The sequence below is a fragment of the Bacillota bacterium genome, from assembly GCA_012837285.1.
In the GTDB taxonomy this organism is placed as follows: domain Bacteria; phylum Bacillota; class DTU030; order DUMP01; family DUMP01; genus DUNI01.
Genome location: DURJ01000158.1, coordinates 1 through 26,469, shown reverse-complemented (window position 1 = coordinate 26,469; position 26,469 = coordinate 1). Strand labels below are relative to the sequence as shown.

Below are 26,469 nucleotides of genomic sequence, written 5' to 3'. Positions count from 1 at the left end.
GTAGGCGCAAGCTGAGGCCAGGGCTTCTTATTACCCTTTACAGGACCGCATACCAAACCAAGTTTAGCATAGGTATGCCCTCCTGTCAAAGGTAAGTTTGCTGGAGGTGCAGCTGTAATGACTATAACGGAAGTGGACAAACGGGCCATTGCTCTGAAGCGGGCGGAAGAACTTAAAGGGCGCATTGCCCCCTATCTCACAGCCAGAGAAAAGGTGGAAAGCGGTTTAGAACTCAGCGCCCAGTTTGAGCAACGCCAGCAAGAGCTAAAGAGGTTTTTTGGTGCCACTGACGAAGAATGGAACGCTTGGCATTGGCAGATAGCGAATCGAATTTCCGACGTGGAAGTATTAGAACAGGTGATCAATTTAACTCCGGAAGAGAAGCAGCAGATTCAAGAAGTGGGCAGCCAATACCGCTGGGCCATTTCGCCGTACTATGCTTCGCTCATGTCCCAGGATGATCCCGCCTGCCCGATACGTATGCGGGCGGTGCCCAGCATCCAAGAACTATTGGATGTGGAAGGCCTGGCCGACCCCATGGCGGAAGAGTTTACGTCACCGGCACCGCGGATTACCAGGCGCTATCCGGACCGGCTGATCATTAACGTTACCAATCAGTGCGGCATGTTTTGTCGCCACTGCCAGCGGCGCCGCAACATCGGCGAAGTGGATCACCCGGCTAGCGATGAAGATATCCAGGCCGCCCTTGATTACATCCGGGCTAACCCTGAAATTCGAGACGTGTTGATTACCGGCGGGGATCCGCTCACGATGGAAGACGATAAAATAGATTGGATCTTGGGTGAGCTGGGCAGCATTCCCCATGTGGAAGTAAAACGTATCGGCAGCGCTACTCCGGTAACCATGCCGCAGCGAATTACGCAGCAGCTATGCGACATATTTGCTAAGCACCTGCCGTTCTACATTAACAGCCATTTTAACCATCCGAAGGAAGTTACCCCTGCGGCCCAAGAAGCCTGCTTCCGGCTGGCACGAGCCGGGGTGGGGCTGGGCAACCAAACCGTGCTTCTAAAGGGCATTAACAACGATCCCTATATTATGAAGAAGCTCTGCCAGGACTTGCTGCGGATCATGGTACGGCCGTACTACATTTTCCATGCCAAGATCGTTCAAGGCACCACTCACTTTGTCACCACCGTGCAAGACGGCTTGGAGATTATGGAAAACCTGCGCGGCTACACTTCAGGCCTGGCAATACCATGGTACATCATCAACGCCCCTGAAGGCCACGGGAAGACTCCGATTGTTCCTCAGTATCTGGTTTCCATGGGTAAGGACCACGTGCTGATCCGGAACTGGGAAGGGAAGGTATTTAAGTACCCGAACGGGTTTCAGCAGCCGTAAGGGCTGCGGGTATCCGGATCGGGGCTTGAGACTAAAGATTGTTTGGCAGGAGGGACTGCGGTGAACCCGGTGCTGCGGTGGCAGCACCTGGATCATAAACAGAGTTTTCAGAATAAACAGGGGGTGCAGAATGATGAGAAAAGGTTATCGCTGGCAACTCATCGGTATTGTGATGTTGGTTTTGTTAGTTGTGCTGGCTGGGTGTGCTCCAAAACCGGCCGAAAAAGAAGCGGAAGAGGAAAAACCGGCAGAAACTGTATACCTAACCTTTTCCTCCGGCAGTGTAGGGGGAGTGTACTATTCTCTCGGCGGGGCCATTGCTGACACCATGAGCAGAGTGCCTGGATTCCAATGTGTGTCCGAATCTACTGCTGCCTCCATTGAAAACTGCCGTCTAGTGGGTCTGGGGGAGTCAGAGTTCGGCTTTGCGATGAATGACGCTGCCTACAAGGCGGTCGAAGGCATCGATCCCTTTGATGAGAAACTTCCTCTGAAGGCGCTGTTTGTTGTGTATCCAGCACCACAGCATGTTCTTACCCTGAAGGGCTCAGGAATCAAGAGCGTGGAGGATATGAAAGGCAAAAGAGTGTCAGTGGATGCTGCCGGCAGCGGCTGCGAAGCCATGTCGAAAGAGATCTTAAAGGCCATGGGCATGAGTTATGATGACATTAAAGTTGCTTTTTTGTCGCAGCCGGAAGCGGCTACCGCCATCAAAGACGGTAACATCGATGCATTGTTCTGGAACTTTGCCTATCCGGGAGCAGTGGTGCTGGATGTGGCCTCGGTTCGTGACATTGAACTGATTCCGCTGCCGGAAGAGGTTATGGACGAACTAGCAGCCAAATTCCCGTACTATCGTAAAGGCAAGATCCCGGGGGGAACCTATAAAGGGGTAGACGAAGATACGCCAGCGCTGGAAGTAGGGAATGTTATTGTAGCACATGAGGACATGGATGAAGAACTGGCCTATACTATTACCAAGACATTGTTTGACAACGTGAAGTCCATGGGGGAGGTACACCCGGCCGCTTTGCAGATGGATCCGGAGACAGCCTGGAAGACTCCCATTGAGATTCACCCTGGCGCCGCGAGATACTTCAAAGAAGTGGGCACGTTGAAATAAAGATGCCTTAAAACAAAGATGCATTAGATGGGACAGTTATGATCGAAGGTGAAACCGAGTAAAAAGCGAGGGATAAAGGTGCGGTCAAGGGTTGTTGTGCTGTGCGCCTTACTGCTGGGAACGGTGCTGCTTTGTCCGCTGACAGTGCTAAAGGTATGCTCCCCGGCCGGTGATGTAGTGCTGCAACGACCCTTGCCGCCTAATGGTCAGTTCGAACTGCACTACACGCACTCTTGGGATAAAACCCCGGTGCAGGAAGTGTTTGCCAGCGATGAAGACGGAAGTCTTATGCTGGTTGAAGAACGGTACCTATGGATGGGTGCAGGCTTAGACTTTCATCCGTCAGCGCAACTTGACTTCAGCGGTGATATGGTACGGGTGCTTGCGCCCAGACGTCTAGGAATACTTCACCTGGCCGTTGCTACAGTGGCTAACCAACGCCTGGTCTTTGGCCGGGAAGAAGTACCCCTTACCAGCCTGGCTCAACCCGGAACAAAGCTTACCCTACAACTGAAGAAGGCTAGTGTCTTGGCTGTCCTATCTGGATTAATTCCGTGAGCAAGGAAGTGGTGTTGTGTCTAAGAACAAGCAGGGGAACGGTGCCGTTACTCCAACAATCAAGCAGACAACCCCCGATTTGGACCTAGATTTTGGACCAAAAACGCGTGAGTTTAAAGGGTTCCTGGCTGTTATAGTCAGCCTTATTGCCATTGCCGCTTCGCTGTTTCATTTGTATACAGCCCAGTTCGGTGCTTTTTTTGCGCTCATTCAACGAGATATTCACTGGTTATTTATGGCGGTGCTGATCTTTCTCTTGTATCCAGCCGGTCCAAAGTCCCCGCGGAATCGGCTGCCTTGGTATGATCTTGTTTGTATTGCGGCGACTTTATACGCCGGGTTGTATATCCTGATCGATATGCACAATATTGTTACCCGAGCCGGAGATCCAACTCTAACCGACATTGTCTTAGGTATTATCACGGTGCTGTTAGTACTGGAGGCTGCTCGCCGTACCATCGGAATGGCTCTGCCGATAGTGGCCATAGCTGCTCTCCTGTATGCTTATTTCGGCCCCTATATGCCGGGTTTGCTGGGCCATAAGGGCTACAGCTTTCGGCGGATTTTTCCATATCAATTCTTAACTACAGAAGGCATTTACGGTGTGCCGCTGGGAGTTTCCTCTACGTTTGTCTACTTGTTCATTTTGTTCGGGGCTTTCCTCAACAAAACCGGGGCGGGGAAGTTTTTTATTGACCTGGCGTTTGCCCTGACCGGTTCATCCCAAGGGGGCCCGGCCAAATCCGCTATCGTTTCCAGCGGTTTACTGGGTACAGTTTCGGGCAGCTCGGTAGCTAACGTGGTTACCACCGGCACCTTCACCATTCCGCTCATGAAGCGGGTGGGCTACGAACCGCACTTTGCCGGCGCCGTGGAAGCGGCTTCGTCCACCGGAGGCCAAATTATGCCGCCGGTGATGGGAGCAGCAGCCTTTATTATGGCTGAGGTGCTAGGGGTACCCTATATCAGTGTAGCGGCAGCAGCTGCTATCCCAGCGGTGCTGTATTATATCTCACTGTTCGCCCAGGTGCATTTCCGCGCCGGGCGCCTAGGGCTGAAGGGAATTCCTCGGAGTGAATTGCCGGACCTAAAACAGACTTTGGCTCAGGGTTGGCACCTACTGATACCGCTGATAGTATTGATAGTAATTTTGGTCTGGGGCTACTCACCCATGAAAGCGGTATTCTGGACTATTATTCTCACTGGGGGGTTGAGTTTCATTAAGCCCGAAACCAGGATTACCGGACCGAAGCTGCTGGAAGCCCTGGAGGAAGGGGCTCGATCGGCAGTAGAGGTGGCGGCAGCCTGTGCGTGTGCCGGTATCGTAGTCGGTGTGGTTACCATGACCGGGTTGGGGCTCAAGATTGCCGGACTGATCGTCACCTGGTCTCGAGGACAGCTATTCTTGGCTCTGCCCCTTACGATGCTGGCGTCGATCCTGCTGGGCATGGCCTTACCTACCACGGCCAAATATGTGGTGCTATCCACTTTGGCGGCTCCGGCACTGGTGCGGCTGGGGATACCGGCCATGGCCGCTCACATGTTCATCCTTTACTTCGGTGTTGTAGCCGACATTACTCCGCCGGTAGCACTGGCTGCTTATGCCGGTGCTGGATTAGCTAAGGCCAATGCCATGAAAACAGGTTGGACGGCCTGTCAAGTTGGACTGGCGGCTTTTATTGTTCCGTTCATGTTTGCCTATAGTCCTTCTTTAGTGCTTATCGGCACTGGAGGTGAGATTCTCCTGGCGTTTATCACCGCTTCTATCGGTGTTGTTACTCTCGCAGCTGCCATGCAGGGTTGGATTTGGAGCGCTTTGCCTATTTGGTCTCGAGCAATCTGTTTTGCCTGTGCCCTGCTGTTGATCAAGCCCGGCGTGACCACTGACATCGCCGGGGCGATCGGGCTGGCCATTGTCATGTTGCAGCAGATGACAGTGGTCAGAAGAACGCGCAGCCAAGAAGGAATGATTGCCGAACCCAAATAGACAACTGGGACAACTAGGGGTCAGGTGTAAACTGATAATACTAACTTGCATCTGGTTAGCAGTAACGCTTGGGGGTGACCAAGTTAGTAGGCAGGTTTACACCTGACCCTGTATACGTTACCCCTGCTCGGGAGAGAATAGAGTGGGGGTGAAAACATGGAAAAGAAAGGATCGGCCAAGCCGGTTCAGATGCTGAAGGAACGCGTCCGGCAGTGGCTGCGCTCGCTTGAGCTACTGGTAGAGGGCCGCTGGCTGGCGTGGGTTTCTTTAGGACTTATGGTGATTGTTACCGTTGGCGGGCTCTTTTATCTGGCCGGCGATTGGAATCGCGCCCGCTGGGACAGCAGCGAAGATTTCTACTGGTCCGAACCGTTAGTTCCGGCCGAGCCGGCGGAGATGCCGGCCGCAGAGCCGAGCCCGGTAAACAAGGCCACACCAGAACCTGGGCCGCAGCCGCCAGCGACGATACCGGTTCAAGCCGAGGTTCAACCGCAAGCTACTGACGCCGATCCGGGCCCGGCACCGGAGGAACCGTTGGCACCGGTGCTGGCGGCGGGGCAAGCATTCAGCGATTTAGCCTATCCAGTGCAAGCTCAGGTTACGTCAGCGTTTGGTTGGCGTAAGCATCCTGTGTTTGCCGATTGGCGCTATCATCCTGGGGTGGATTTGAAAGTTGCTCCAGGGACGGAAGTAAAAGCAGTTCTGTCTGGAATGGTGGCCGAAGTGAAAGAGGACGATATTTTTGGGAAAATGGTGGTTATCGATCATGGAGTACAACGAAGCAGTACCTATAGTCATCTAGACGAGATGAAAGTAGAAGTGGGCCAGGCAGTGGAAAAAGGCGAAGTGATCGGTACAGTGGGACAAACCGGTATTGCCCATGAACCCCACCTGCATTTGGAGCTCAGATTAGAGGGCACGGCATTGGATCCGGCGTTATATTTACCGGTGCTTGAAGAAACGGCACCGGTACCAATGAACGAGTAGCGACGAAGCCGAACTCTTCGCAGGCAGCCTAATGCCAAGATGGTATAAAACGGGATTGGCAACAAACTGAATACTGCCAAGACATGGTACTGTGGTCCCTACCTTTTTCGGGTAGGGGCTTTTTGTCATTATTACTCCTTTCGAGCGTGTTGTACCGGCAACGATTGTCATGCTGAGCGAGGTTCCAGCCGCTAGCCCAAGAGATTCGTTGTTGGACTGGCACATTATCCCGAACTTGTTCCCAGGTATGCACCTGGGGACTTTGCTTCTTGTCACGCAGTTGTAACTCCCATGTACAAAAATGTAACGTGGTTGTGCGCTGGGCGTCACTCCTTTGTGCGGTGGATATAATTACCATCTGATATGCTGAATCCAGATAGCAATAGTAAGGGGTGAAGTTTCTGTAATCAAAGGCGAAAGCGACTGGAATGCAATCGAAACCACAGTTGGGGGCACCTATGGACGGTGCCGATGCACCTGGCTGTATCCCGCCGGGTCTAACAGGACCAGCACCGGTTAAGATCCCTTATACTCAACATAAGAGTGCCCAAGGGATCATACAATGTGTAGATCAAGAAAAAGCGTTGACTTTTCGTAGCTTCATGGAACTGACTCATTTGCTGGAGGAGGCGTTACAACCAAGAGACGACACGGAGGAGCTGAGAACCTGGCAAGATGCTAAAGGATTGCGGACCGAATGGAGGTGAGAAGGGAATACGGAAGAAGACAGGCGGTTTAATTGCCGTCGGTATGGCAGTACCATCGGTTTGAGGCACCTGGCAGCAGAGCATGGCCTTGGCAAAGGAAATCGAATCACACCGGACAGCAGGTATCGCCGCGGATGTGACAATTGGAGAGAGAATTACAGGATGCAAAAATCTTAAGAAAGACTATCAACTAGGATGGAATGGGAAGAACGAGGAGGGAATTATGTGCTCTACCAATACTTTAGGAGGCCAAGCTTTCCCTCTCCGGGGCAAGGCAATACGGGGAAGGCTACGGTAAGACGCCGGCTTGGTATCAAGTCAACCGTGGCATTTAGTTTACTGCTGGCTCTATTACTAACATTGTCCACCGTCACCTTTGCCGCCGGATCGGATCCGATTTATCTGGGCTTTACATCGGACGTGCATGACCAGACCGAAAGATTGAGAACTTGGATTGACAACTTAAAGCCCAGCGCACCGACGCTGGATCGAATGATCTTTGGCGGTGATTATCCGGACAGAATGAAAGAAAATACTTCCTGGACCATTGCTCAGCAGTGCGTCGCTATCGTCCAGGCTGCCTTTGACCCGAACACACCCTGTGTGTTGGTGCGGGGTAATCATGATAAGCAGGATGGTAATTATGCTCAGGGACTTGTCTATAATGGCGACGATTACGCCGTCTATGCCATGGATGTGGATTCTTCTGCCTTTACGAGTTGGTCTTTTTTTAAATCCGATATCGATGAGTTGGCCGCTGAATTGGATCGTATTGACGCCTCTAAACCGGTGTTCGTGGCGTCTCACATTCCGATCCATTATTATTCTGGTAGGACAATCGGTAATGCGGATGCCCTTCTAACGGTGCTTAACCGGCACGAGAACGTCATTTTCCTTTGGGGGCATAACCATACCGTAAATGACCCCTACTACGGCAAAGTGATGACAGAAGGCTTTAAGATCAAAACAACTTCATCCGGAGCGGAACAAGCCATCAATTTTACCTATTTGGCTCACGGTTCAATTTTGGACGGCAATTATGGTGCATACGGTCTCCTGGCCGCCTTGGCGGAAGACGGTGACGACACTAAGATTGATTTTAGTTTCAAAGATCTTGACGGAGAGGCGGTTTCCGGCGGCTCGGTGATTATTGGGGGCGATGCAGCAAGCGGCAATATCGATAGCGTAGCGCTGACCGGAATCAGAGTACCGAAGACAGGCGAGACACCCGATACCACTGCAACCACCTCCTCCAACAAATATACGGCCAGTGCAGTCTCTTGGGATCCTGCAGATAGTCCCTTTGCCGCAGACACCGCCTATACCGCCAGCGTTACGCTAACAGCGAAATCCGGTTACAATTTTACAGCGTCTACGGAAGCAACGATAAATGGGAATGACGCAACGAACGTCACGCTCGATACCGAGGACACTCTCATCGTGAGCTATACTTTCCCCAAGACCTCGGCTGCTTCGGGAACGACTTATCAGCTGACGAGTAGCCTTGAGTCTGGAGAAACCTACGTGATAGTTGCCCAATCGGGCAGTGATTACTATGCGCTGACCAATGCCACCGCTAGCAGCAACTTTCTAGCTGCCACATCGGTAAAAGTGCAAAACGATGCGGTCGTGGCAAGCGATGTCACGGATGCCATGCTGTGGACAGCGGAAAGCGCCCCTAAGTATATGTATTTAAAAAATAACGGCGGCTATCTCCAACGGGAGTCGGGCTCTGAGGGTAAACTCAATGCTTCAGAGAACGTCCCGGGCGAAGGATACGGGGAATGGCAGTATGAAAATAATAAAACCAAATTATATACCGTAAGCACTAGCGGGCAGGGGTCGGGATCGGAATTTGTTCTATTGTATAAAAGCGGCAGCCCAAGTTATTTTCAGGCAAAGTACCAAGGAACAAACACGATTATCAAACTTTATAAGCTGATCCAGGGCACCCCGGTGGAACACACCATCACTGCAGTGAATCCCATTGCCGACCTTAACGTCCCCTTCGGCACCGCGCTGTCTGAAGTGGGCCTACCGACCACGGTACAAGTGACCTTAGATGACTCGTCCACACAAGACCTCGCAGTAACGTGGGACACCGGTACCCCGAAATATGACGGCAACAGCGCCGGTACCTACGTATTTAAAGGCACCCTAACCCTGGTGGAGGGCATCGTCAACCCAGCCGAACAGACAGCTGCAGTCAATGTGATCGTAGCACAAGCAGTGGAACCTGAAGAAACTTACACCGTGACTTTTAATAGCAATGGTGGCTGTGCAGTAGCTCCAATTACCGGCGTCAAGAAAGATGCCACAGTAACCTTACCCACAGCGCCGACCAAAGACGGATACGTATTTGGCGGCTGGTTCACTGACCAAGCCTTTAAGACCCCATTTACAGCATCAACCCCGGTAACGGCCAACATTACCGTTTATGCCAAATGGACAAAATCCAGCGGCGGTGGTAGTGGCGGTGGCGGCAGGGACATCGTTAGTGACGAGGAAATCACCGTTTCGGAAGAAGAGGTTCCGGTAGGATCTGTCTATCCAGGATTCAAAGATGTCCCTGAAAATGCCTGGTATTATGGAGCCGTCAAGTTTGCTACCACGAACGGGCTGTTCAAAGGCATTTCCGCCGATCTATTCGGTCCCGATATTCCTATTACGCGAGGGACGTTCGTAACCATTCTAAGCAGGCTTGAATTCGGCAGCGATGACAAAGTCCCCGCGGGGGAGGTCGGATTTACCGATCTGACACAAGGTTGGTATAGAAATGCCATTGCCTGGGCTTATCAGAACAAGATTGCTTTAGGTGTTAGCGCAACGGAGTTCGATCCTGACGGTATCCTAACACGGGAGCAAATGGCGGCCTTCCTATACCGCTATGCGCAGTATAAAGGCTGTGACCTTAGCTTCGATAACGGAGCCTTGAGCATATTTACCGATCAGAATTTAGTCAGTGATTACGCTGCTATAGCGATGCCATGGGCAGTGGGCCACGGTTTGCTTTCAGGTGTTACCGAAACGACTTTGGCACCGCAAGACCAAGCTACCAGAGCGCAATCTGCAGCCATACTCATGCGGTTTGTCTCTTTCCTCGCAAAGTAGGTATCTAAGACAGGTTACCGGAAGGCTCATTTGATCCAATATAGAGACTTGATCGGTCTATCACTGCAATGACTGAAAAGGACGTGTTTTGCTGTATGCAAATACGTCCTTTTTGTTGTGTGCGGAATCCACAGTCACCAAGCCAGTACTTTTGACCGGCAGCGAGCATCTTTTGTTCCGGCAGGCATATACATTTATTGCAGTTCAGCTTAGAAAAGGGGGGACGGGCGTGCGGGATCACATTTACGAACGGGTGCTCGAGATCAGCCACTACATTGCTGAGACTGGAGCCACCGTCCGCCAGGCGGCACAAGAGTTTTCTATCAGTAAGAGCACTGTACACAAGGACATGGCCGAGCGGCTCCCTAGGATTAACCCCCAGTTAGCACAGAAAGTGCGGGCTATTTTGGACCAAAACAAAGCAGAACGTCATTTACGCGGCGGGGCGGCCACTCGGAGGAAATATTTGAGGATATAACTTCAGAAAGAGACTTGGTTAAAGAGGATATTTGTGGAAGGATGTAGAATTACTGAACTCGAGGAAAGGAGCGCTCAGCGAAAGGGGCTAGCCTGGATGTTTTTGGGGGGAGACATTGGTATCGACTTGGGAACAGCGACAGTGATTATCTACGTACGGGGAAAAGGAATTGTTTTGCAAGAGCCGGCAGTGGTAGCTATCGAACGGGACAGTGGGAAACTCCTAGCGGTGGGAGCCGAAGCCTGGCGAATGTTGGGCCGAACTCCAGGCAATATTGTGGCTATTCGCCCTTTACGCGATGGGGTCATAGCCAATTACGACATAACCGAAAAGATGCTAAAATACTTTATCGGCAAAGTCTGCGGACAAAGACTGTTCTTCCGTCCCCGGATTATGGTTTGCATTCCGGCCGTGGTAACCACAGTAGAGAAACGGGCCGTATTGGAAGCAGCTGTGCAAGCGGGCGCCAGAAACACCTATTTGATTGAGGAGCCCATGGCGGCGGCCCTGGGGGCTGGGCTGGACATTGCCGAACCCAGTGGCAACATGATAGTGGATGTAGGCGGCGGCACTACTGATGTGGCGGTGTTGTCCTTGGGCGGGATAGTTCTAGGTGAGTCGCTACGAATAGCCGGCGATAAGTTCGACGATGCTATTGTTCGGTATGTGCGCCGCAACTATAATCTACTGATTGGAGAACGCACGGCCGAAGAACTGAAAATATCTATCGGTGCGGCGTTTCCCGTAGAAGAGACCAAAGAGATGGATATCCGGGGCCGGGATATGCTAACCGGTCTGCCCAAGACTATTCGCCTGACCTCTGGAGAGACGCTGGAGGCCTTGGCGGAACCGGTGCAAGCTATTTTACAGTGTGTCAAGGGAGTGCTGGAACGGACACCGCCGGAACTGGCGTCAGACATTATTGATAAAGGAGTGGTGCTAACCGGAGGAGGGGCGCTGGTATACGGGTTGGACAAGCTGCTCAGTAATGAAACCGGAATACCGGTGTACGTGTCCGAACAGGCTATCACGGCTGTGGCTTTGGGTACCGGTAAAGCCTTGGAATACCTGGACAAGCTAAAAGGGAAATCCTCGTTAGTATCCAATGCTATTTTGAAGACCGAAAGGAGATGATATGGTTGATCAGGGGGCTGTACACAGCCGCTGCCGGGATGGTGGCTCAGCAGACCCGCCTGGATGTGGCGGCCAACAATTTAGCAAATGCGGCTACCCCCGGATACAGGGCGGATGTGGCTTCGGCAGGGGCACTGCCGAGCCAGTTTATCTACCGTCTCAACGACACCCGGGGAAGGATAGCGGCGCTGCCGGCCCGGCCGCAGCCGGTGGGCTACTTAGGTACCGGGACGGCAGTGGCCCAAGTGACAATGCTAAAAAAGAGCGGTTTTTACCGCCAAACTGGACGTGAGCTGGACTTTGCCCTGCAAGGAGATGGGTATTTTGTAGTGGCCACCCCGGCTGGGGAGAGATACACCAGAAACGGTTCCTTTCAGGTGAACGACAGGGGCCAACTCACCACCGACGAAGGATTCTTAGTTCTTTCCCGAACAGGGGGAACCATCCAGGCGGATGATCCCGATATGGCGGCTAGCTTAGCTGTGGTGGCGGCTCCGGCTGACCTGGAGCTGACCAAGGCGGGCCACAACTTGCTCATCGCGCCGGCGCCGCTTTATCCGGCCGAGACGGCCGTGCGCCAAGGTGTGCTGGAAGAAGCCAATGTCTCACCGGTGGAGGCCATGGTGGATCTGATCACAGCCATGCGTACCTACGAGGCTGGGCAAAAAGCAATCCAGACTCAAGATCAGACCCTGGACAAGCTTATCAACGAAGTGGGCAGAGTCTAGATTCCAAGGGCCGGACTGCGACGCAGAGGCCCAGGACCGCCGAACGACAGAAGCGGTTCGCTGTGTGTTAACCAGGCTAGTTATGACTAAACAGAAGCCCGTCGGGTGCTTCTCGCCGCTGGAGAAGACCCAAGGGCTGGAAAGATTCTTGACTAGGGAAGGAGAGACAAACCATGATGCGGGCCCTGTGGTCGGCCAGCTCCGGAATGCTGGCCCAGCAGCTTAATATCGATGTTATATCCCATAATTTGTCAAACGTGAATACCAACGGCTTCAAAAAGAGCCGGCTGGAGTTTCAAGATTTATTATATGAAACTATTCGAGGTGCCTCGCCTACCGCCGACGGCGGCTATGTACCCAGCGACCTAAGCGTGGGACACGGAGTGCGTCCGTCGGCCACGCTGAGAATCTTCAGTACCGGTAATTTGCAGCTGACGCAAAACCCGCTGGATGTGGCCATTGAGGGCGACGGCTTTTTCGTCGTGGAGCTACCCAGCGGTGAAGAGGCTTATACCCGGGATGGTTCGTTTAAACTGGATGCTGACGGAGATCTAGTCACCACTGATGGTTATTTGGTTATGCCGGGAATAAACATTCCTCCCGGAGCCAAGAGCATCGTCATTGCTGCCGACGGTACCATCAGCTATGAACTGGCCGGCGATGCCGTTACCGGTGATCAGATTACTTTGGCTCAGTTCCCGAACCCGGCTGGGCTGCGGGCCCTTGGCCGCAACTTGTTTTTAGCCACCGAGGCGGCCGGCCCGGTGGAAGACGGCCTTATTCCCGGTGAGGACTGCGGTAGCCTGGCTTCCGGCTATATCGAACTGTCTAATGTGCAGGTGGTGGAAGAGATGGTAAACATGATCACGGCGCAGCGCGCCTACGAGATCAATGCTAAAGCCATCACCGCCGCCGACGAAATGCTCGGGGTAGCCAACAACCTGCGGCGTTAAAGCCGCTTAAACCTTCCCGGCTCCATTGCATCCCGACACTTCTTTGGGTACGCGGTAGGGAACGGCCTTCGGCCGCAAGCTGACCCCCGTGTTGTTCCGCGGGGTCGTATTAAAGAAAGCCCTGGAACTTCTGAAGGTGGGTGACCTATGGCCATTATTAAATCTGGCATCCAGCCTGTTCCACGACAAGCGAATCTTAGGCGGCAGTCTGACGAACAAGCCCTGCGCCAAGCCTGTCAGGAATTTGCTGCCGTCTTTTGGAATCAGGTCCTGTCGGGCCTACGGCGGACCGTACCCAAAGGCGGGCTGTTTCCCGAGAGTACTGGCGAAGAGACCTTCAAAAGCATGCTCGATACCGAGTATGCCCGCGCCATTGCCCGCTCCGAAGGCAGCTTGGCCGAGGTGCTGTTCCGACAGTTGGCCCACACACAACACAGACTCAACAGGGACCAGAACCAGGAGATATAAAAAATGCCCGGGGAATCGATGAATTGCTGGCAATGGCAATCATCAAACGGCAGAAGCTGAAATAAGATGGCACCACAAGGCCCCGATGTTAGCAGCAGTCCGGCACGGCAGCTTGTTGTGCTTGCTTTTTATCCGTTGATGGTGTAAAATATGAGCCAATATTAAGAGCGATGCCGGGAACAAGTACAAGGACTTGTCTTCTAAAGAGAGCCGGCGCCAGGTGCGAGCCGGTGAAGCAGTTCTTGGAATCCATCCCGAAGCGGACGGCCGAAGTAAAGTAGGCCCGTACGGGTGATACTCGTTAGCGTATCGCAAGTGGGCGTTAGCTGTTTGGCTTGCGCCAATATGGGTGGTACCGCGGGAAACGCCTCTCGTCCCTGTTTTTCAGGGACGGGGGGCGTTTTTATTTCTTCTGAACAAAGAGCAACAAGGAGAGATGGTTTATGCAGAGAAAGCAGCATCTATTTATTCCGGGGCCGACGCCGGTTCCGCCGGAAGTGGCGGCAGCCATGACCCGGCCGGTAATCGGACATCGAAGTTCCGAGTACGCTTCTCTGCAGCGATCTTTGACGGAAAAAGTAAAACAGGTCTTTCAGACCAAAAACCACCTGTTCATTCTTACTTCCTCAGGTACTGGCGCCATGGAGGCAGCCGTTACCAGCAGCTTAAGTCCTGGCGATAAAGTGTTAGCCTTGATAACGGGACAATTTGGTCAGCGTTTTGCTGCCATTGCCGAGCAGTGTGGGGCCCAGGTGGAGCCAATGGAGTTTCCTTGGGGCGAAGCAGTGGAAATAGAAAAAGTGCAGGCGCGACTGGAGCGAGGGCCCCTGCCGCAGGCAGTGCTGGTCACCCACAACGAAACCTCCACCGGTGTAGTAAACGACGTGGCCGCTATTGGAGCCTTGCTGAAGAACACGCCGACACTGTTGCTGGTAGATGCGGTAAGCAGCATGGGGGCCATGGACATTCGTACTGATGAGTGGGGAGTAGACTTCATGGCCACCAGTTCCCAAAAAGCGTTCATGTTGCCGCCTGGCTTGGCCTTCCTCAGTGTGAGCGCCAAAGGCTGGCAGAAGGTAGAGAAGGTGTCGCCGCGATCCTTCTACTTCAATCTCGCCGCCTGGAGGGAAAATGGGGCCAAAGGGTTTTCGCCCTGGACACCTAATGTGAGCCTTCTGTTTGCTCTGGAGAAAGCGTTGGATCTTATGTTAACGGAAGGATTGGAGCAGGTGTGGGCCAGGCACCGGCGCTGGGCGCGGGCAGTGCGAGCCGGCGTGCAGGCCGTAGGGCTAAAGTTGGTGGCCGCCGACGAATGGGCATCACCCACGGTAACCGCAGCCTATGTTCCCAATGGCCAGGCTGATCCCCTCAGAGCGGCGGTTAAGCGCCAGTTCGGCTTCTGCTTGGCCGGAGGGAAAGGAAAACTATCCGGCCAGATCATCCGCATGAGTCATATGGGCTATGTGGATGAGCTGGAAATTTTGGGAGCCCTGGCAATTCTAGAACTAGGTCTTAAACAAGCCGGGTACCAGGTGGAGCTAGGTGCCGGCGTAGCTCAGGCCCAAGCACAATTTTTGCAGGAGGGTTAAGCATGGCTCAGGTCATGATTGTCGATAACGTAGCGCCGGAAGCAGCCCAGGTTCTACAGCAGGAAGGGCACCAAGTGAAGACGGTGGCGGGCAGGCTAAACACCGCCGAGCTTATAGCTGCCTGCACCGGTTGTCAGGGTTTGATTTTACGCTCGGTCACGAAAGTTACAGCCCAGTTTCTGGCGGCCCAGCCGGAGCTGGCTGTGGTGGGGCGGGCTGGTATCGGTGTCGATAATATTGATATTGAGACAGCTTCGAAGCGCGGTGTGCTAATAGTGAATGCTCCTACCGGCAATACTATTGCTGCGGCCGAGCACACTCTGGCACTGATGCTGGCCTTGGCCCGGCATATCCCTCAAGCCATGGGTACTTTGCAGCAAGGTCGTTGGGAACGGGCTCGGTTCCAGGGGGTGGAGATAGCAGGGAAGACGTTGGGTATTCTGGGTTTGGGACGAGTGGGTTCGGCCGTGGCCCAGCGGGCCCAGGCACTGGGTATGCGGGTGTTGGCCTACGACCCGCATATTGATCCTAAGAAAGTGGCGGATGATATCGTCTTGACATCTTTTCCCGCGGTGTTAGGTCAAGCGGATTTTCTTACTTTGCATCTGCCGCTCACCGAAGAAACCCAAGGGATGATCTCGTACGATGCTCTGAACATGATGAAGCCCGGTATTCGCCTTATCAATGCGGCTCGAGGAGCGTTAGTGGACGAACAGGCTTTGGCCGCTGCCCTGGTCAGCGGCCAGGTGGCCGGTGCGGCTCTGGATGTTTTGGCTGAAGAACCTTGTACCGACAACCCATTATTCGGCTTGGAGAATGTAATTATCACACCGCATCTGGGCGCGTCCACGGTAGAGGCGCAGACGCATGTGGCGGTGGAGGTGGCCGAGCAAGTGGCAGCGGCCTTGGCTGGAGAGCGACCGGAGCATTGTCTTAACTGGGAACAGTTGCGCCGCCTTGGAGCTAGGCCGACAGCCTGTGCCATGTAGACCGTGGCGGAAATCGGAACGATCCGGGTGTGTTTGTTTTTGGTCCAACCCTGGGTCCGGGGAGCCAGCCTTCAGCAGGTTCAGTCAACAACTGGCCCTGCTGCTTTAATTTGGAGGAGGAGAAAACAGCTCTTTGGCGAATGAGGGGAAGGTGGGTAAAGTACAGTATAGAGAGGGGCGGATTGAAGATGCTGGATCAGGCAGCCATTATGAACATATTACCGCACCGCTATCCGTTTTTGCTGGTGGACAAAATAGTAGAATTGGAGCCAGGAGAAAGAGCGGTAGGCCTAAAGAACGTCAGCGGGAATGAACCGTTTTTCCCCGGACATTTTCCTGGCCGGCCGGTGATGCCGGGGGTGCTTATTGTTGAGGCTTTGGCCCAAACAGGGGCGGTGGCTCTTCTTAGCGCCTCGGGCCTGGAGGGGAAAATAGCCTATTTTGCCGGAATTGATAAGTGCCGTTTCCGCCGGCCGGTGGTGCCTGGGGATCAATTGCGGCTAGAGGTTACCCTAACCAGAATGCGAGGCCGTATTGGTAAAGGTCGGGGGCAAGCTTTTGTCGGGTCGGAACTGGTAGCTGAGGGCGAATTTACTTTTGCCGTTACCGATTAGGCCGAGAAGTTTGCAGGCAGGATTAACTGTTGCAATTAGAGAAGTATATAGTATTATATAGTGTGCTGAAGGAATGATACTACCATTGTGCCCAGAGGCCCGATCCGGTGGGAAAGGAAGAGATACGATGAAGAACGACCGAACGCCGCAGTCAAATGAAGAGCTAGCCACTAAACCTATGCCGCCTGTCTATGACTTCCTCCGGCCCAAGTTGGAGCGGGTAGCTCAGGACTTGCACGACTCGTTGGTGAGCTATGCCGAAGACGGGTACTTTTCTGCTAATCTGGATGCCGCGTTTCATATCTTCTTTTCTGAGGATGCGTTGGAGATCCTGGATCCGGAAGAGGAAGCAGCTTTTATTTCTTTTATCGAATGGTTCATCTACGATTACCGTTTGTCCCCTCGGGGAGGGCGGCTGATCGAGCGCTTTTTGAAAGAAAGTCAACAAACCCTGGGACCGCTGGAGCAGACAATGCTGCAGCAATGGATCAACTCGACTATTTCTTTATATGAAGTCTACCTGGTTAAGGACGACGGTTTGGGAGCGGAAGACCTTTTCACCGGTGAACAGATTTGGATTGCCGATGCCAACATGGCTGCCGGTGTTACCTTGTGGTCGGTATTGTTGTGTCGCTTACTGCCGGTAGGGGATGTCTTTCAGCCCTCCGGAGCGGCGCTGGAAGTTCCACCCATGTTCAAACATGATATCTTGCGCCAGACCCAAGCCGATTTCCGCCGCTGGCAGCGGCGAGGGAAAAAGGGCGGCTGGCCGGTATATCTAAAGGAACGTGGCTATTTGCTAAATACCACCGTGGCTCGTTTGTTTGCTGCCGGGCAAGAAGAGCTGTTTGTCCAGGAAGAGCTCAACAGTCGTGACAGCGGTTTGCCGCGAACAGGGCTGGGGTTATCACCGGAGATTCGAGAGAAGTTGCTGCGCCAGTATTACGAAGAGTATTATTGTCAGTGGCCGGATACACCGCATCCGGCGCTTAGAGGGTTAACTCCGCGTCAATACTGTCAGAGCCCGGCGGGGCGAAGACGAGTGCGCGAGCTGCTGAAGGAACTGGAGTTTATTGAGGAACGCAAGAAACAGGCCGGCGAGGTGCATTACGATATCAGCCAGCTACGCCAGGTTCTTAACTTGCCCCCGGAAGAGCCGCTGTCGGAACGCCCGACGATTAAATGGTCCAAACCGGCTTACGGGCGCATAGCCGAGGAACTACGCCAGAATTTGGCTGATGCCGGCTATCTTAAGCTCCAAGTAAACAATGCAGTCCAACTATGGGCTGATTTTTGCCGGCTGGGCCGGCCTGAAATTAAAAAGAACCAGTCCTGGTTAGCGGCACTGGAGTATACCATGGCCCGGCTGGAACTTACTTCCGGGGTAACTCAAAAAGAGTTGGGCCGCAAGTATCGGGTAGCTGCCGGTACTATATCAGGTAATTTCCGTACTATTTGGAAGACCTTGGGGTTGGAGAGCTTTGACCAGCGTTATACTACCCAGGAGGATCCGTACAGCAAGCTGCTTAGGTTTTTGCGCTAGGGGGTAAGACCAGATGACTAATGCAGCCGATGCACCTAGCGAGATTACAGTGGCCGGGGAAGTGAGAAGCATCATCTTTCGCGACCCAGGTTCCGGCTTTACGGTGGCAGCGGTGGTGTGTGATGAGGGCGAGATCCGCGTGACTGGGTATCTCGCCACTGTACGCCCCGGTGCCAACTACATTTTTTATGGGGACTGGATTTCCCATCCTAAGTATGGCCGTCAGTTTTCGGCTGGGGCGTTGGAAGAGATTGTGCCTACTGAAGAAGAAGGGATTGTCGGCTATTTGGCCAGCGGGCTGATCCCCGGCGTGGGCGAGAAGTTGGCTCAGCGCTTGGTGGATCATTTTGGCCTTGAAACCCTGGAGATAATTGGCCAACAGCCGGCGCGGCTTACAGAGGTGCCGGGAATCGGAGAGAAACTGTCGCGGAAAATCACCCGGGCGGTGAGCGAGAACAAGGACGTAGAACGGCTAATGGTATTTTTGCGTCATCACCGTGTTAGCACCGGCCTGGCACTAAAGATCCACCGCCAGTACGGGCGTGAGGCCATCGCCCGCTTGAAAGAAAACCCATATTGTTTAACCGAAGACATTTTTGGCGTCGGTTTTTTAACCGCCGATAGGTTGGCGCAAAAGCTGGGGCTGCGCCGCCATGCCCGGGAGCGCTTGATGGCGGCAGCGCTGTATGTACTGCGCCAAGCGGCCGCACGGGGTGGACATTGCTTTTTGCCGACCGACGAGCTGGTACAGGAAACATTGAAGCTGGTGAATGCAAGCGCCGAGGACGAACCGGTGGCGGCGGACGAGGTGGAAACGGCGCTGGGATACCTGCTGGAACATGCAAATGAAGTAATCGAAGACAGCGGCAACTGGTGGTTGCCGTATCTGTACCGGGCCGAGGCCGGTGTGGCCCGAGAATTGGTACGGCTCCTTGGTGATGAACGGCCGATCGCCGCGGAGAAACTAAGCGGGGCCATCAGCGAGGCCGAGAGGGCCTTGGAGCTCAAGTTTGCTCCTTCGCAAGAACAGGCGATCAAACAGGCAGTGCAGCGCGGCGTTACCGTGATAACCGGCGGTCCTGGCACGGGAAAATCCACTATCGTCAGCGGTCTGATCCAGGTATTGGCTAAGTTGGAGCCCGAAGCCCGTATTGCACTGGCCGCGCCCACCGGGCGGGCGGCGCAGCGGCTGACGGATCTTACCGGGAGAGAGGCCAGTACCATTCACCGCTTGCTGGGTTATACCTTGGCCGAGGGTCAACCGGCCTTTACCTACAACCGAGACAACCAACTCCGGGTGGATCTTTTGGTGATTGACGAGTTTTCCATGGTGGACGTGGTTTTGGCCTATCAATTACTGCAAGCGGCCCCCACCGCCGGCCGGGTGGTGCTGGTAGGGGATAAAGACCAGCTGCCCAGTGTGGGACCGGGCAGTGTGCTTAGGGATATTATTGCCAGCGAGAAAGTGCCCACGGTAAGGCTGAGTCAGATATTTCGCCAGGCCGAGGAGTCCCTCATCACGGTCAACGCCCACCGGATCAATCAAGGCCTAGGGCTAAGATTGCAGTCACCGTCGGATTTTTATTTTATTAGGTTGGAAGATGCGGAGGAAACAGCCGAATACGTGGTGGATTTGGCGGCTAAGCTGGCCGACACCTTTGGGTTGGACAACATCCAGGTGCTGGCTCCCATGCACAAATACATAACCGGGGTGCAGAATCTAAATAATTCGTTGCAACAACGACTTAATCCGCCCGGTAGCGGTAAGAAGGAGTATCCTTTCCGTGACAGTTGTTTCCGTATCGGTGACAAAGTGATGGCGATCAGAAACAACTACGAGAAGGGAATTTTCAACGGGAACCAGGGTTTGGTGCTAGATATTGTCTTGTCTCAGGAAGATGAAGATGTGGACGAAGATACCATCTGGGTAGATTTCGACGGGTCGCCGGTACCGTACACACGGTCGGAGCTGGACGAACTCATGCTGGCCTATGCCGCTACGGTGCATAAAGCCCAGGGCAGCGAGTTTTCCTGTTGTGTGGTGGTGCTTAGCACCCAGCACTGGTACATGCTCCAGCGGAATTTGCTCTATACCGCTGTGACCCGGGGCAAGGAACATGTGGTTTTGGTGGGGAGTCGCCGGGCCGTGGCCCGGGCCATTGCCAATAACAAGGTTCAGGAACGGTATACCGCCTTGGCAGCCAGGCTGGCAGATAGCGGGTAGTGGTCACAGTGCGGTTGCAGACCATCCCCACGCTTCGTAGCGCCCCTTAGAACGAACGAGCTTGACTCCCTCGGGGGCTCCAGGCAACTCGCTTCGCTCAGACAACCTCTCCCCCCCTTTCCTCGCTCGTCTGCGCTCCTTTGAATAAGGGCTAAGCCACGCGTTGGAGATGGTCCTGCAACCGCAGAGACCTTTGCTTGGTGGTAGCATTTATTGGGCCACCCACGGTAGTGTTTTGTAGGGGCAGGGCTCCTTCGTGGGCTTGTAACAAACGAGCCCATTTTTTTCCGGCCAATTAGTATGTCACATTAGGTTAAATGTATGTTATAATGAACATGTTAAATGCAACTTAGACATATAATTAACTTAGAATAAGTAAGGGAGAGGAAAAGATGGCAGAAAGAGAGGTTACTCTAAGTGTAATCAAGGCTGATGTGGGCAGCTTTGTCGGTCACGTTCAGGCTCATCCCGATATGCTGGCGGCAGTGAGAAAAAGACTAGCTGAGGCGAAAGAAGAAGGTCTGTTAGAGGATTTTTACGTGGCCAACGTGGGGGATGATATTGAACTGATCATGACTCATTACCAGGGTAGCGATGATGAACGGGTTCATAAGCTGGCTTGGGATGCGCTCATGGATGCCACCCAGGTGGCTCGCGAGCTAAAGCTGTACGCTGCCGGGCAAGATCTGCTCAGCGACTCGTTTGCAGGCAATATGAAGGGCCTTGGCCCCGGTGTAGCCGAACTGACCTTTGTGGAGCGACCCAGCGAACCGGTGGTCATCTTCATGGCCGACAAAACCGAGCCCGGGGCCTGGAACTTGCCTCTATATAAGATGTTTGCCGACCCGTTTAATACTATCGGTCTGGTTATCGATCCTAAGATGCACGACGGGTTTAAGTTTGAGGTCCATGATCTAGTCGAGCACCGCAAGGTGACCTTCTCCCTGCCGGAAGAACTGTACGACATGCTAGTGCTTGTTGGTTCCCCCAGCCGCTACTGCATTAAACATGTCTATGCCCGACAAAGCGGGAAAATTGCCGCGGCCACCAGCACCCAAAGGCTAAATCTCATGGCCGGCCGCTATATCGGCAAAGACGACCCGGTGTGTATTATCCGCTGCCAAAGCGGACTGCCGGCTGTGGGTGAAGTGCTGGAAGCTTTTGCTCAGCCGCATTTGGTGGCCGGCTGGATGCGGGGTTCTCACTGGGGACCGCTGCTGCCGGTGGCCGAAAAAGACAGCCGCCCCACTCGCTTTGATGGTCCGGCCCGGGTGGTGGCCCTGGGATTTCAACTTTGCCATGGCCGCCTGATCGGTCCCCAGGATTTCTTCGCCGACATAGCTTTCGACCGTGTGCGCGAGCAGGTGTTGGAGTTGGCCGATCACCTACGCCGGTTAGGACCCTTCGAGCCCCACCGGTTGTCCTTGGATCAGCTGGAGTATACCACGCTGCCACTGGTAGCGGAAAGACTAAAAGACCGCTTTGAAGACATAGAATAAGCCAATAGAAAAGGAATCCGGCCCGCTTGGCAGCCGGTCAAGGAGACATCCTTGACCGGCTTTTCCGTAGCTGCTTATGCTCTTTGTTTAAGCTCAACCATTATTGGTAACAATACTAGTATTGGTAACAATGCTTAACGAAAGCTCATACCCGGCAGACCAGCTAGCGAGGGCCCGGTCTGCCGGGAGCATAAGGAGGAAATGTTGTGCTCGGGAAACTCCGTTTAACTCTGGTTTGCACTGCCTTTGCCGTAGCACTGTTCCTGCTCTATCAAGCCTATGTGCCGGTCTGGGCCGTCAGTCCGGCCGGACGGGAACTGATTCGGCTGCATATTATGGCCCATAGCGATCATCCCCGGGATCAAGCCCTGAAGCTTAAGGTGCGTGATGCCATTGTTGAAGAGACGGCTCCGCTGTTTAGTACCACTGCCACGGAACGGGACGCCGAGCGAGTGCTCAGTCGGCATTTGAATCAAGTGGAAGAGATTGCAGACCGAGTCTTGATGCAGGCCGGAGCACTGTACCAGAGTCAGGTTGAGCTGGGGACCTATTCTTTTCCTGAGCGAAGATATGAAAATATAACCCTTCCGGCGGGCCGCTACCGGGCGCTGAGAATAGTCTTGGGGGACGGACAAGGGCACAATTGGTGGTGCGTGTTGTTCCCACCGCTGTGTTTTGTGAACGGCAGTTCAGGGCAGGAGGCTACCCCGGTAATGGACGTACCGCCCGGTTTGGCTGAAGAGGCACAGCGAGTTATGGCCGCCGGTAAGACAAAGCCGGAGGAGCCGGCTGCGGCTGAAAACGAGGTGGAGATCCGGTTCAAAGTGGTGGAGGTATGGGAGAAGGTACGGCCCCGGGCGCGGGCCCTTCTTTCCTGTTTGTCACCCTGAGCGTCCCAGCATTTATCATCGCTATGAATCTGTAGTCAGCCGATGGGCACACCTAACTAGAGATGGTCGTCTCTACCATCTTCATACCACCGACTATCAGTCAACATGGTCCTTAGACGGCCATTGAAATGAAAACCAGATTCGTTTATCGTTGGTGCGGCAGCGCGTAATGATTCTGAGCGTTCCTACATTCGTATCCTGAGCGTCCCAGCGTTTGTCATCCTGAGCGTTCCTACATTCGTATCCTTAGCGTCTCAGCGTTTGTCATCCTGAGCGTCCCTACATTTGTCATCCTGAGCGAAGCGAAGGGTCTCGCGAAGCGAAGGGTCTCGCGAAGTGCGACACCGCCCCTACCCATCACTTTCTGCACTGCGAATAATACACTAGCCCACGTGTTCAGGTCGGCCTTCGGGCCGGCCGTATTTTTTTCGGTTGGATTAAGTAGCCACTGTTGTGATAAAATGGGACAAAACCAGCAGGAGGGACTAGTGGTGGCGAAATTCATGGTAGCACCGGCTTTGTTTGAGCTTTTTCCTGAGGCTTGTTTCGGAGTCGTGGTAGCCGAAGAGGTGGATAATCGGGCCGGCAGCCAGGTGGTAAGCGACTTGCTGGCAGCTCAGGCCCGGACCCTAAACCAGGAGCTCGGCGGCACCAACGTACGCGAACATCCGCATGTGGCCATTTGGCGGGAAGCGTTTCGGAAGCTGGAGCTTAATCCAAATCGGTTTCCCAGTTCCATTGAGGCATTAGCGAGGAGAATAGCCAAGAAAGCGGAACTGCCCAGCATAAACAAAATAGTGGATCTGGTCAATATCCTGTCGCTGAAGTATCTTTTGCCCATGGGAGCGCACGACCGGGAGATTTTGCCGGGAGATATTGAACTGCGCTTGGCCCGGGCCGAGGACAGGTTTATTCCCTTTGGCGGGGAAGAGCCAGAACCGGTGGATGAGGGCGAAGTTATCTATGTTACCGATAATCAAGTCCGGACGCGCAAATGGGTTTGGCGCCAAGGAGAGAAGGCGAAAGTAGTGCCGGAGACCAGGCGACTTTTTTGCCCGATTGATGCTTTTTACGGCACCACTGACCAAGCAGCAAAGGCCGCTCAGGCTGAGCTGGCGGCCATGTTAGAAGAGCATTGTGGAGCCAAGACAAGGCAGTTTTGGGTGGATAAGGATAATTCAAAAGTGGAATTGGACTGACTGGAACGAACTTGCTAGCCGTTCCTTGGTAGCACCAACTTCTGCTACTACGAAGTAGCTAGCTTTCTTTTTGTATTCGGGCTGCAAGTTATCCCCTCGCACTGCGGTGCCCTTCAGGACGACCGAGCTCGGCTTTCTCGGGCCGCCTCTGAACTCGCCCCTATCGGGGCTCGACTTGCCCACCCTAAAAGGTGGGGACATGCATCGGCGGTTTTCCCTCGTTCGCCTCGCTCTTTTGCATGTGGGCTAAGCTTGGCTTCGGGGATAATTCTGCAACCATAGGTGTGTAAGGAACAGCTTGGATCCGAAGGATGAGCCCCGTCTCGTTCCGTGGGCTGTCTATTCGGTTACGTCGGCTACGGTTCCGCCGGTAATCTGCTCCAGTTGCTCTAAAGTGACACCTACAGCCGAGTGATCGCTGCCGGCGGCGGCGTAGACCACTGGAAATCGGGCCAGGCTTTTATCTAGCAAAATCTTGATTTTGCTCTCCGCTGGCAGATCAAAGGGGCAGACGCCACCGATGGAGTAACCGGTAACTTTTTGTACTTCCTTAACACTTGCCATGCGCGGCTTGCTGCCGACAACGGCTTTAAGCTTACCAGACCTTACTTTTACATCACCGGCTGTTACTACCATGGCGTATTCATCATCGCCAATTCGGAACAGGAGTGACTTGGCTATTTGGCCTACTTCTGTTCCCAAGGCTTCAGCCGCCAGTTCGGCTGTAGCCGTATTCTCCGGCGTATCGATAATCTTCAGGCCCAAATCAAACTGATTGAGCCAGGCCTGAACCTTGGCATGTACGTCCAATTCTGCCACACCTTTCCTTAACTTGTTCTAACTGTATCTTACCGCTTCAGTATACTGGAATCAACCTTCGGCCCTAAGAGGGCCTATTGACTTCAGGGACTAAGGGAGCTAGCTGAAAGAGTCCCTTGTTGTTATCCTGCCTGTTCTTGCGCTGGCGAAGGATCTTTAAACCATTGAAAGCACTGGTTTATGCAATTCCGTTTTTGGAATAAGTGACAAAAAACATGTTTTTATGGTCTTGGACTAAGGCTATGGGCACAAGACTTGTGGTTGAAAATGGAAGCGCCTCAGGGTAGGATTTCTATTATTGGGGTAGAAGTCTATATCTGGACATACTTGACAGGGGAGGAGAAATCTTGCGCTACAGAAAGTGTAAATGGTTATCACTGGTTACAGCGTTACTTATCGTGCTGGTATCTGCAGGCACGGTGTGTGCTCAGGAGGCCGAGGTTATTTACAGAGAGAGCAAAATACAACCTGTGGCCCCTGGAGTTACCTACGAAACGACTTGGCAGTTCACCCCGGCCGGATGGTTACGATTTCATGTTATCAGGGCCGATATTACTAACCCTAACGTTCGCAGCGACTTACTATTAGGGGAAAATGGTCTCGCTGTGACCGAACGTCTCAGTGACATGGCGGCTGAGACCAAAGCCGTAGCGGCCATAAACGGTGATTTCTTCTTCGGCCGCGGCAGCGGGGCACCGTTGGGGCCGGTGGTGACGGGCGGGGAGCTTCTGTCCAGCCCTTCCCTACGCCAAGACCTGGCTGTGTTTGGTCTCCGCGCCGATAGGGGTGCCACTGTCGGCAGCCTATCGTTTCAGGGGCAAGTTAAGTCTGATGCCGGTCCCCATTTTCCCTTGGCCGGTTGGAACAAGCCTGGGGATAGCTACCATGAGTTACACGGTTTTGACAGCCATTGGGGAGAGGCTACGCCGGCTGCAGTTCCGGCAGGCAGCATGGCCGCCATCATCAGAAACGGCGTGGTGGCAGAATTAGTGCCGGCCACTGGCGGGGTAACTATGGCGGCGGGAGAACAGGTTCTTATCGGTGCTCAGGCAGCAGCGGAGTTTCTCCAATCGTACCTTACTCTCGGTAGCCGGGTGGAGATTGATCTGTCTACTGTTCCGTCCTGGGAGGAATTTGCCTGGACAGTGGGCGGCGGTACGGTACTGATTAGAGACGGGCGGATTGTACCCTTTACCCACGAAGTAAAAGGGAACAACCCCCGCAGCGCCGTAGGTATTAGTGCCGATGGCCGTCAGCTAATTCTAGCCGCTGTGGACGGGCGGCAGGAGGAAAGCCGGGGGCTGTCTCAAACTGAATGGGCCGCTGTGCTTCTGAAGCTCGGTTGCTATCAGGCTTTGAACTTAGACGGCGGCGGCTCCACCACGGTTCTGGCGCGCCGCCCCGGGGAGAGTAGTGCGGCGGTGGTGAACAAACCGGCCGAAATTAGGGAGCGTTCGGTCAGCAACGGCATCGGCATTTTCAGTAAGGCGCCTCAGGGGGAGCT

General features: G+C 53.8%; 22 protein-coding genes and 1 other annotated feature. Of the genes, 21 read left to right on the top strand and 1 reads right to left on the bottom strand.

All coding sequences use genetic code 11. From position 1 onward, the window contains the following. Positions 1-117 precede the first annotated feature (117 nt). The 20 genes from eam (at position 118) to GX016_09450 (ending at position 24,146) form a co-directional block, all read left to right on the top strand. Positions 118-1,365, top strand: a complete 1,248-nt coding sequence (gene eam, locus GX016_09545; protein ID HHT71790.1) for a glutamate 2,3-aminomutase — start codon at positions 118-120, stop codon at positions 1,363-1,365. A gap of 130 nt (positions 1,366-1,495) precedes the next feature. After that, a complete protein-coding gene (locus GX016_09540) occupies positions 1,496-2,488 on the top strand; it encodes a TAXI family TRAP transporter solute-binding subunit (GenBank protein ID HHT71789.1) in 993 nt (330 codons plus the stop codon). 78 nt (positions 2,489-2,566) lie between these two features. Continuing rightward, a complete protein-coding gene (locus GX016_09535; GenBank protein HHT71788.1) occupies positions 2,567-3,046 on the top strand; it encodes a DUF1850 domain-containing protein in 480 nt (159 codons plus the stop codon). Between the two features lie 79 nt (positions 3,047-3,125). After that, entirely contained in the window at positions 3,126-5,033 is a 1,908-nt protein-coding gene (locus GX016_09530; GenBank protein HHT71787.1) for a TRAP transporter permease, read from the top strand. 156 nt (positions 5,034-5,189) lie between these two features. Beyond that, complete coding sequence (locus GX016_09525; GenBank protein HHT71786.1) at positions 5,190-6,020, top strand: peptidoglycan DD-metalloendopeptidase family protein; 831 nt, start codon at positions 5,190-5,192, stop codon at positions 6,018-6,020. 428 nt (positions 6,021-6,448) lie between these two features. Further along, positions 6,449-6,727: a hypothetical protein gene (locus tag GX016_09520; protein HHT71785.1), complete on the top strand. Its 279-nt coding sequence runs from the start codon at positions 6,449-6,451 to the stop codon at positions 6,725-6,727. Positions 6,728-6,952: 225 nt separating this feature from the next. Then, complete coding sequence (locus GX016_09515; GenBank protein HHT71784.1) at positions 6,953-9,838, top strand: hypothetical protein; 2,886 nt, start codon at positions 6,953-6,955, stop codon at positions 9,836-9,838. Positions 9,839-10,067: 229 nt separating this feature from the next. Next, positions 10,068-10,316: a sporulation transcriptional regulator SpoIIID gene (spoIIID, locus tag GX016_09510; protein ID HHT71783.1), complete on the top strand. Its 249-nt coding sequence runs from the start codon at positions 10,068-10,070 to the stop codon at positions 10,314-10,316. 96 nt (positions 10,317-10,412) lie between these two features. After that, the gene (locus GX016_09505; GenBank protein HHT71782.1) at positions 10,413-11,450 is read left to right on the top strand and encodes a rod shape-determining protein; all 1,038 of its coding nucleotides are present in this window, start codon (positions 10,413-10,415) and stop codon (positions 11,448-11,450) included. 5 nt (positions 11,451-11,455) lie between these two features. Next, positions 11,456-12,178, top strand: a complete 723-nt coding sequence (locus GX016_09500; protein HHT71781.1) for a flagellar hook-basal body protein — start codon at positions 11,456-11,458, stop codon at positions 12,176-12,178. Between the two features lie 173 nt (positions 12,179-12,351). Next, positions 12,352-13,131 (top strand): flagellar basal-body rod protein FlgG, encoded by a 780-nt coding sequence (gene flgG / locus GX016_09495; protein HHT71780.1) that lies wholly within the window; start codon positions 12,352-12,354, stop codon positions 13,129-13,131. A gap of 147 nt (positions 13,132-13,278) precedes the next feature. Continuing rightward, positions 13,279-13,599 carry a hypothetical protein gene (locus GX016_09490; protein HHT71779.1) on the top strand — a complete coding sequence of 107 codons (321 nt, stop codon included), beginning with the start codon at positions 13,279-13,281 and terminating at the stop codon, positions 13,597-13,599. 161 nt (positions 13,600-13,760) lie between these two features. Continuing rightward, positions 13,761-13,981 (top strand) — a binding site (T-box leader). Positions 13,982-14,042: 61 nt separating this feature from the next. Continuing rightward, positions 14,043-15,188 carry an alanine--glyoxylate aminotransferase family protein gene (locus tag GX016_09485; protein HHT71778.1) on the top strand — a complete coding sequence of 382 codons (1,146 nt, stop codon included), beginning with the start codon at positions 14,043-14,045 and terminating at the stop codon, positions 15,186-15,188. 2 nt (positions 15,189-15,190) lie between these two features. Further along, the gene (locus GX016_09480) at positions 15,191-16,177 is read left to right on the top strand and encodes a phosphoglycerate dehydrogenase (protein ID HHT71777.1); all 987 of its coding nucleotides are present in this window, start codon (positions 15,191-15,193) and stop codon (positions 16,175-16,177) included. Positions 16,178-16,365: 188 nt separating this feature from the next. After that, a complete protein-coding gene (gene fabZ / locus GX016_09475; GenBank protein ID HHT71776.1) occupies positions 16,366-16,791 on the top strand; it encodes a 3-hydroxyacyl-ACP dehydratase FabZ in 426 nt (141 codons plus the stop codon). 127 nt (positions 16,792-16,918) lie between these two features. Then, a complete protein-coding gene (locus GX016_09470) occupies positions 16,919-18,334 on the top strand; it encodes a DUF2384 domain-containing protein (protein HHT71775.1) in 1,416 nt (471 codons plus the stop codon). Between the two features lie 13 nt (positions 18,335-18,347). After that, complete coding sequence (locus GX016_09465; protein HHT71774.1) at positions 18,348-20,558, top strand: ATP-dependent RecD-like DNA helicase; 2,211 nt, start codon at positions 18,348-18,350, stop codon at positions 20,556-20,558. Positions 20,559-20,950: 392 nt separating this feature from the next. Beyond that, positions 20,951-22,057, top strand: coding sequence for a fructose 1,6-bisphosphatase (locus GX016_09460; protein HHT71773.1), 1,107 nt, complete (start codon positions 20,951-20,953; stop codon positions 22,055-22,057). A 206-nt stretch (positions 22,058-22,263) separates the two neighbouring features. Continuing rightward, entirely contained in the window at positions 22,264-22,947 is a 684-nt protein-coding gene (gene spoIIR, locus GX016_09455) for a stage II sporulation protein R (GenBank protein HHT71772.1), read from the top strand. A gap of 491 nt (positions 22,948-23,438) precedes the next feature. Beyond that, entirely contained in the window at positions 23,439-24,146 is a 708-nt protein-coding gene (locus GX016_09450) for a tRNA synthetase subunit beta (GenBank protein ID HHT71771.1), read from the top strand. 339 nt (positions 24,147-24,485) lie between these two features. On the opposite strand, the gene GX016_09445 is transcribed toward GX016_09450, so the two are convergent. Further along, positions 24,486-24,956 (bottom strand): YbaK/EbsC family protein, encoded by a 471-nt coding sequence (locus tag GX016_09445; protein HHT71770.1) that lies wholly within the window; start codon positions 24,954-24,956, stop codon positions 24,486-24,488. 356 nt (positions 24,957-25,312) lie between these two features. On the opposite strand from GX016_09445, the gene GX016_09440 reads away from it, so the two are divergent. Beyond that, positions 25,313-26,469, top strand: a 1,157-nt coding sequence (locus GX016_09440; protein ID HHT71769.1) for a phosphodiester glycosidase family protein, incomplete at its 3' end; no start/stop codon positions are given.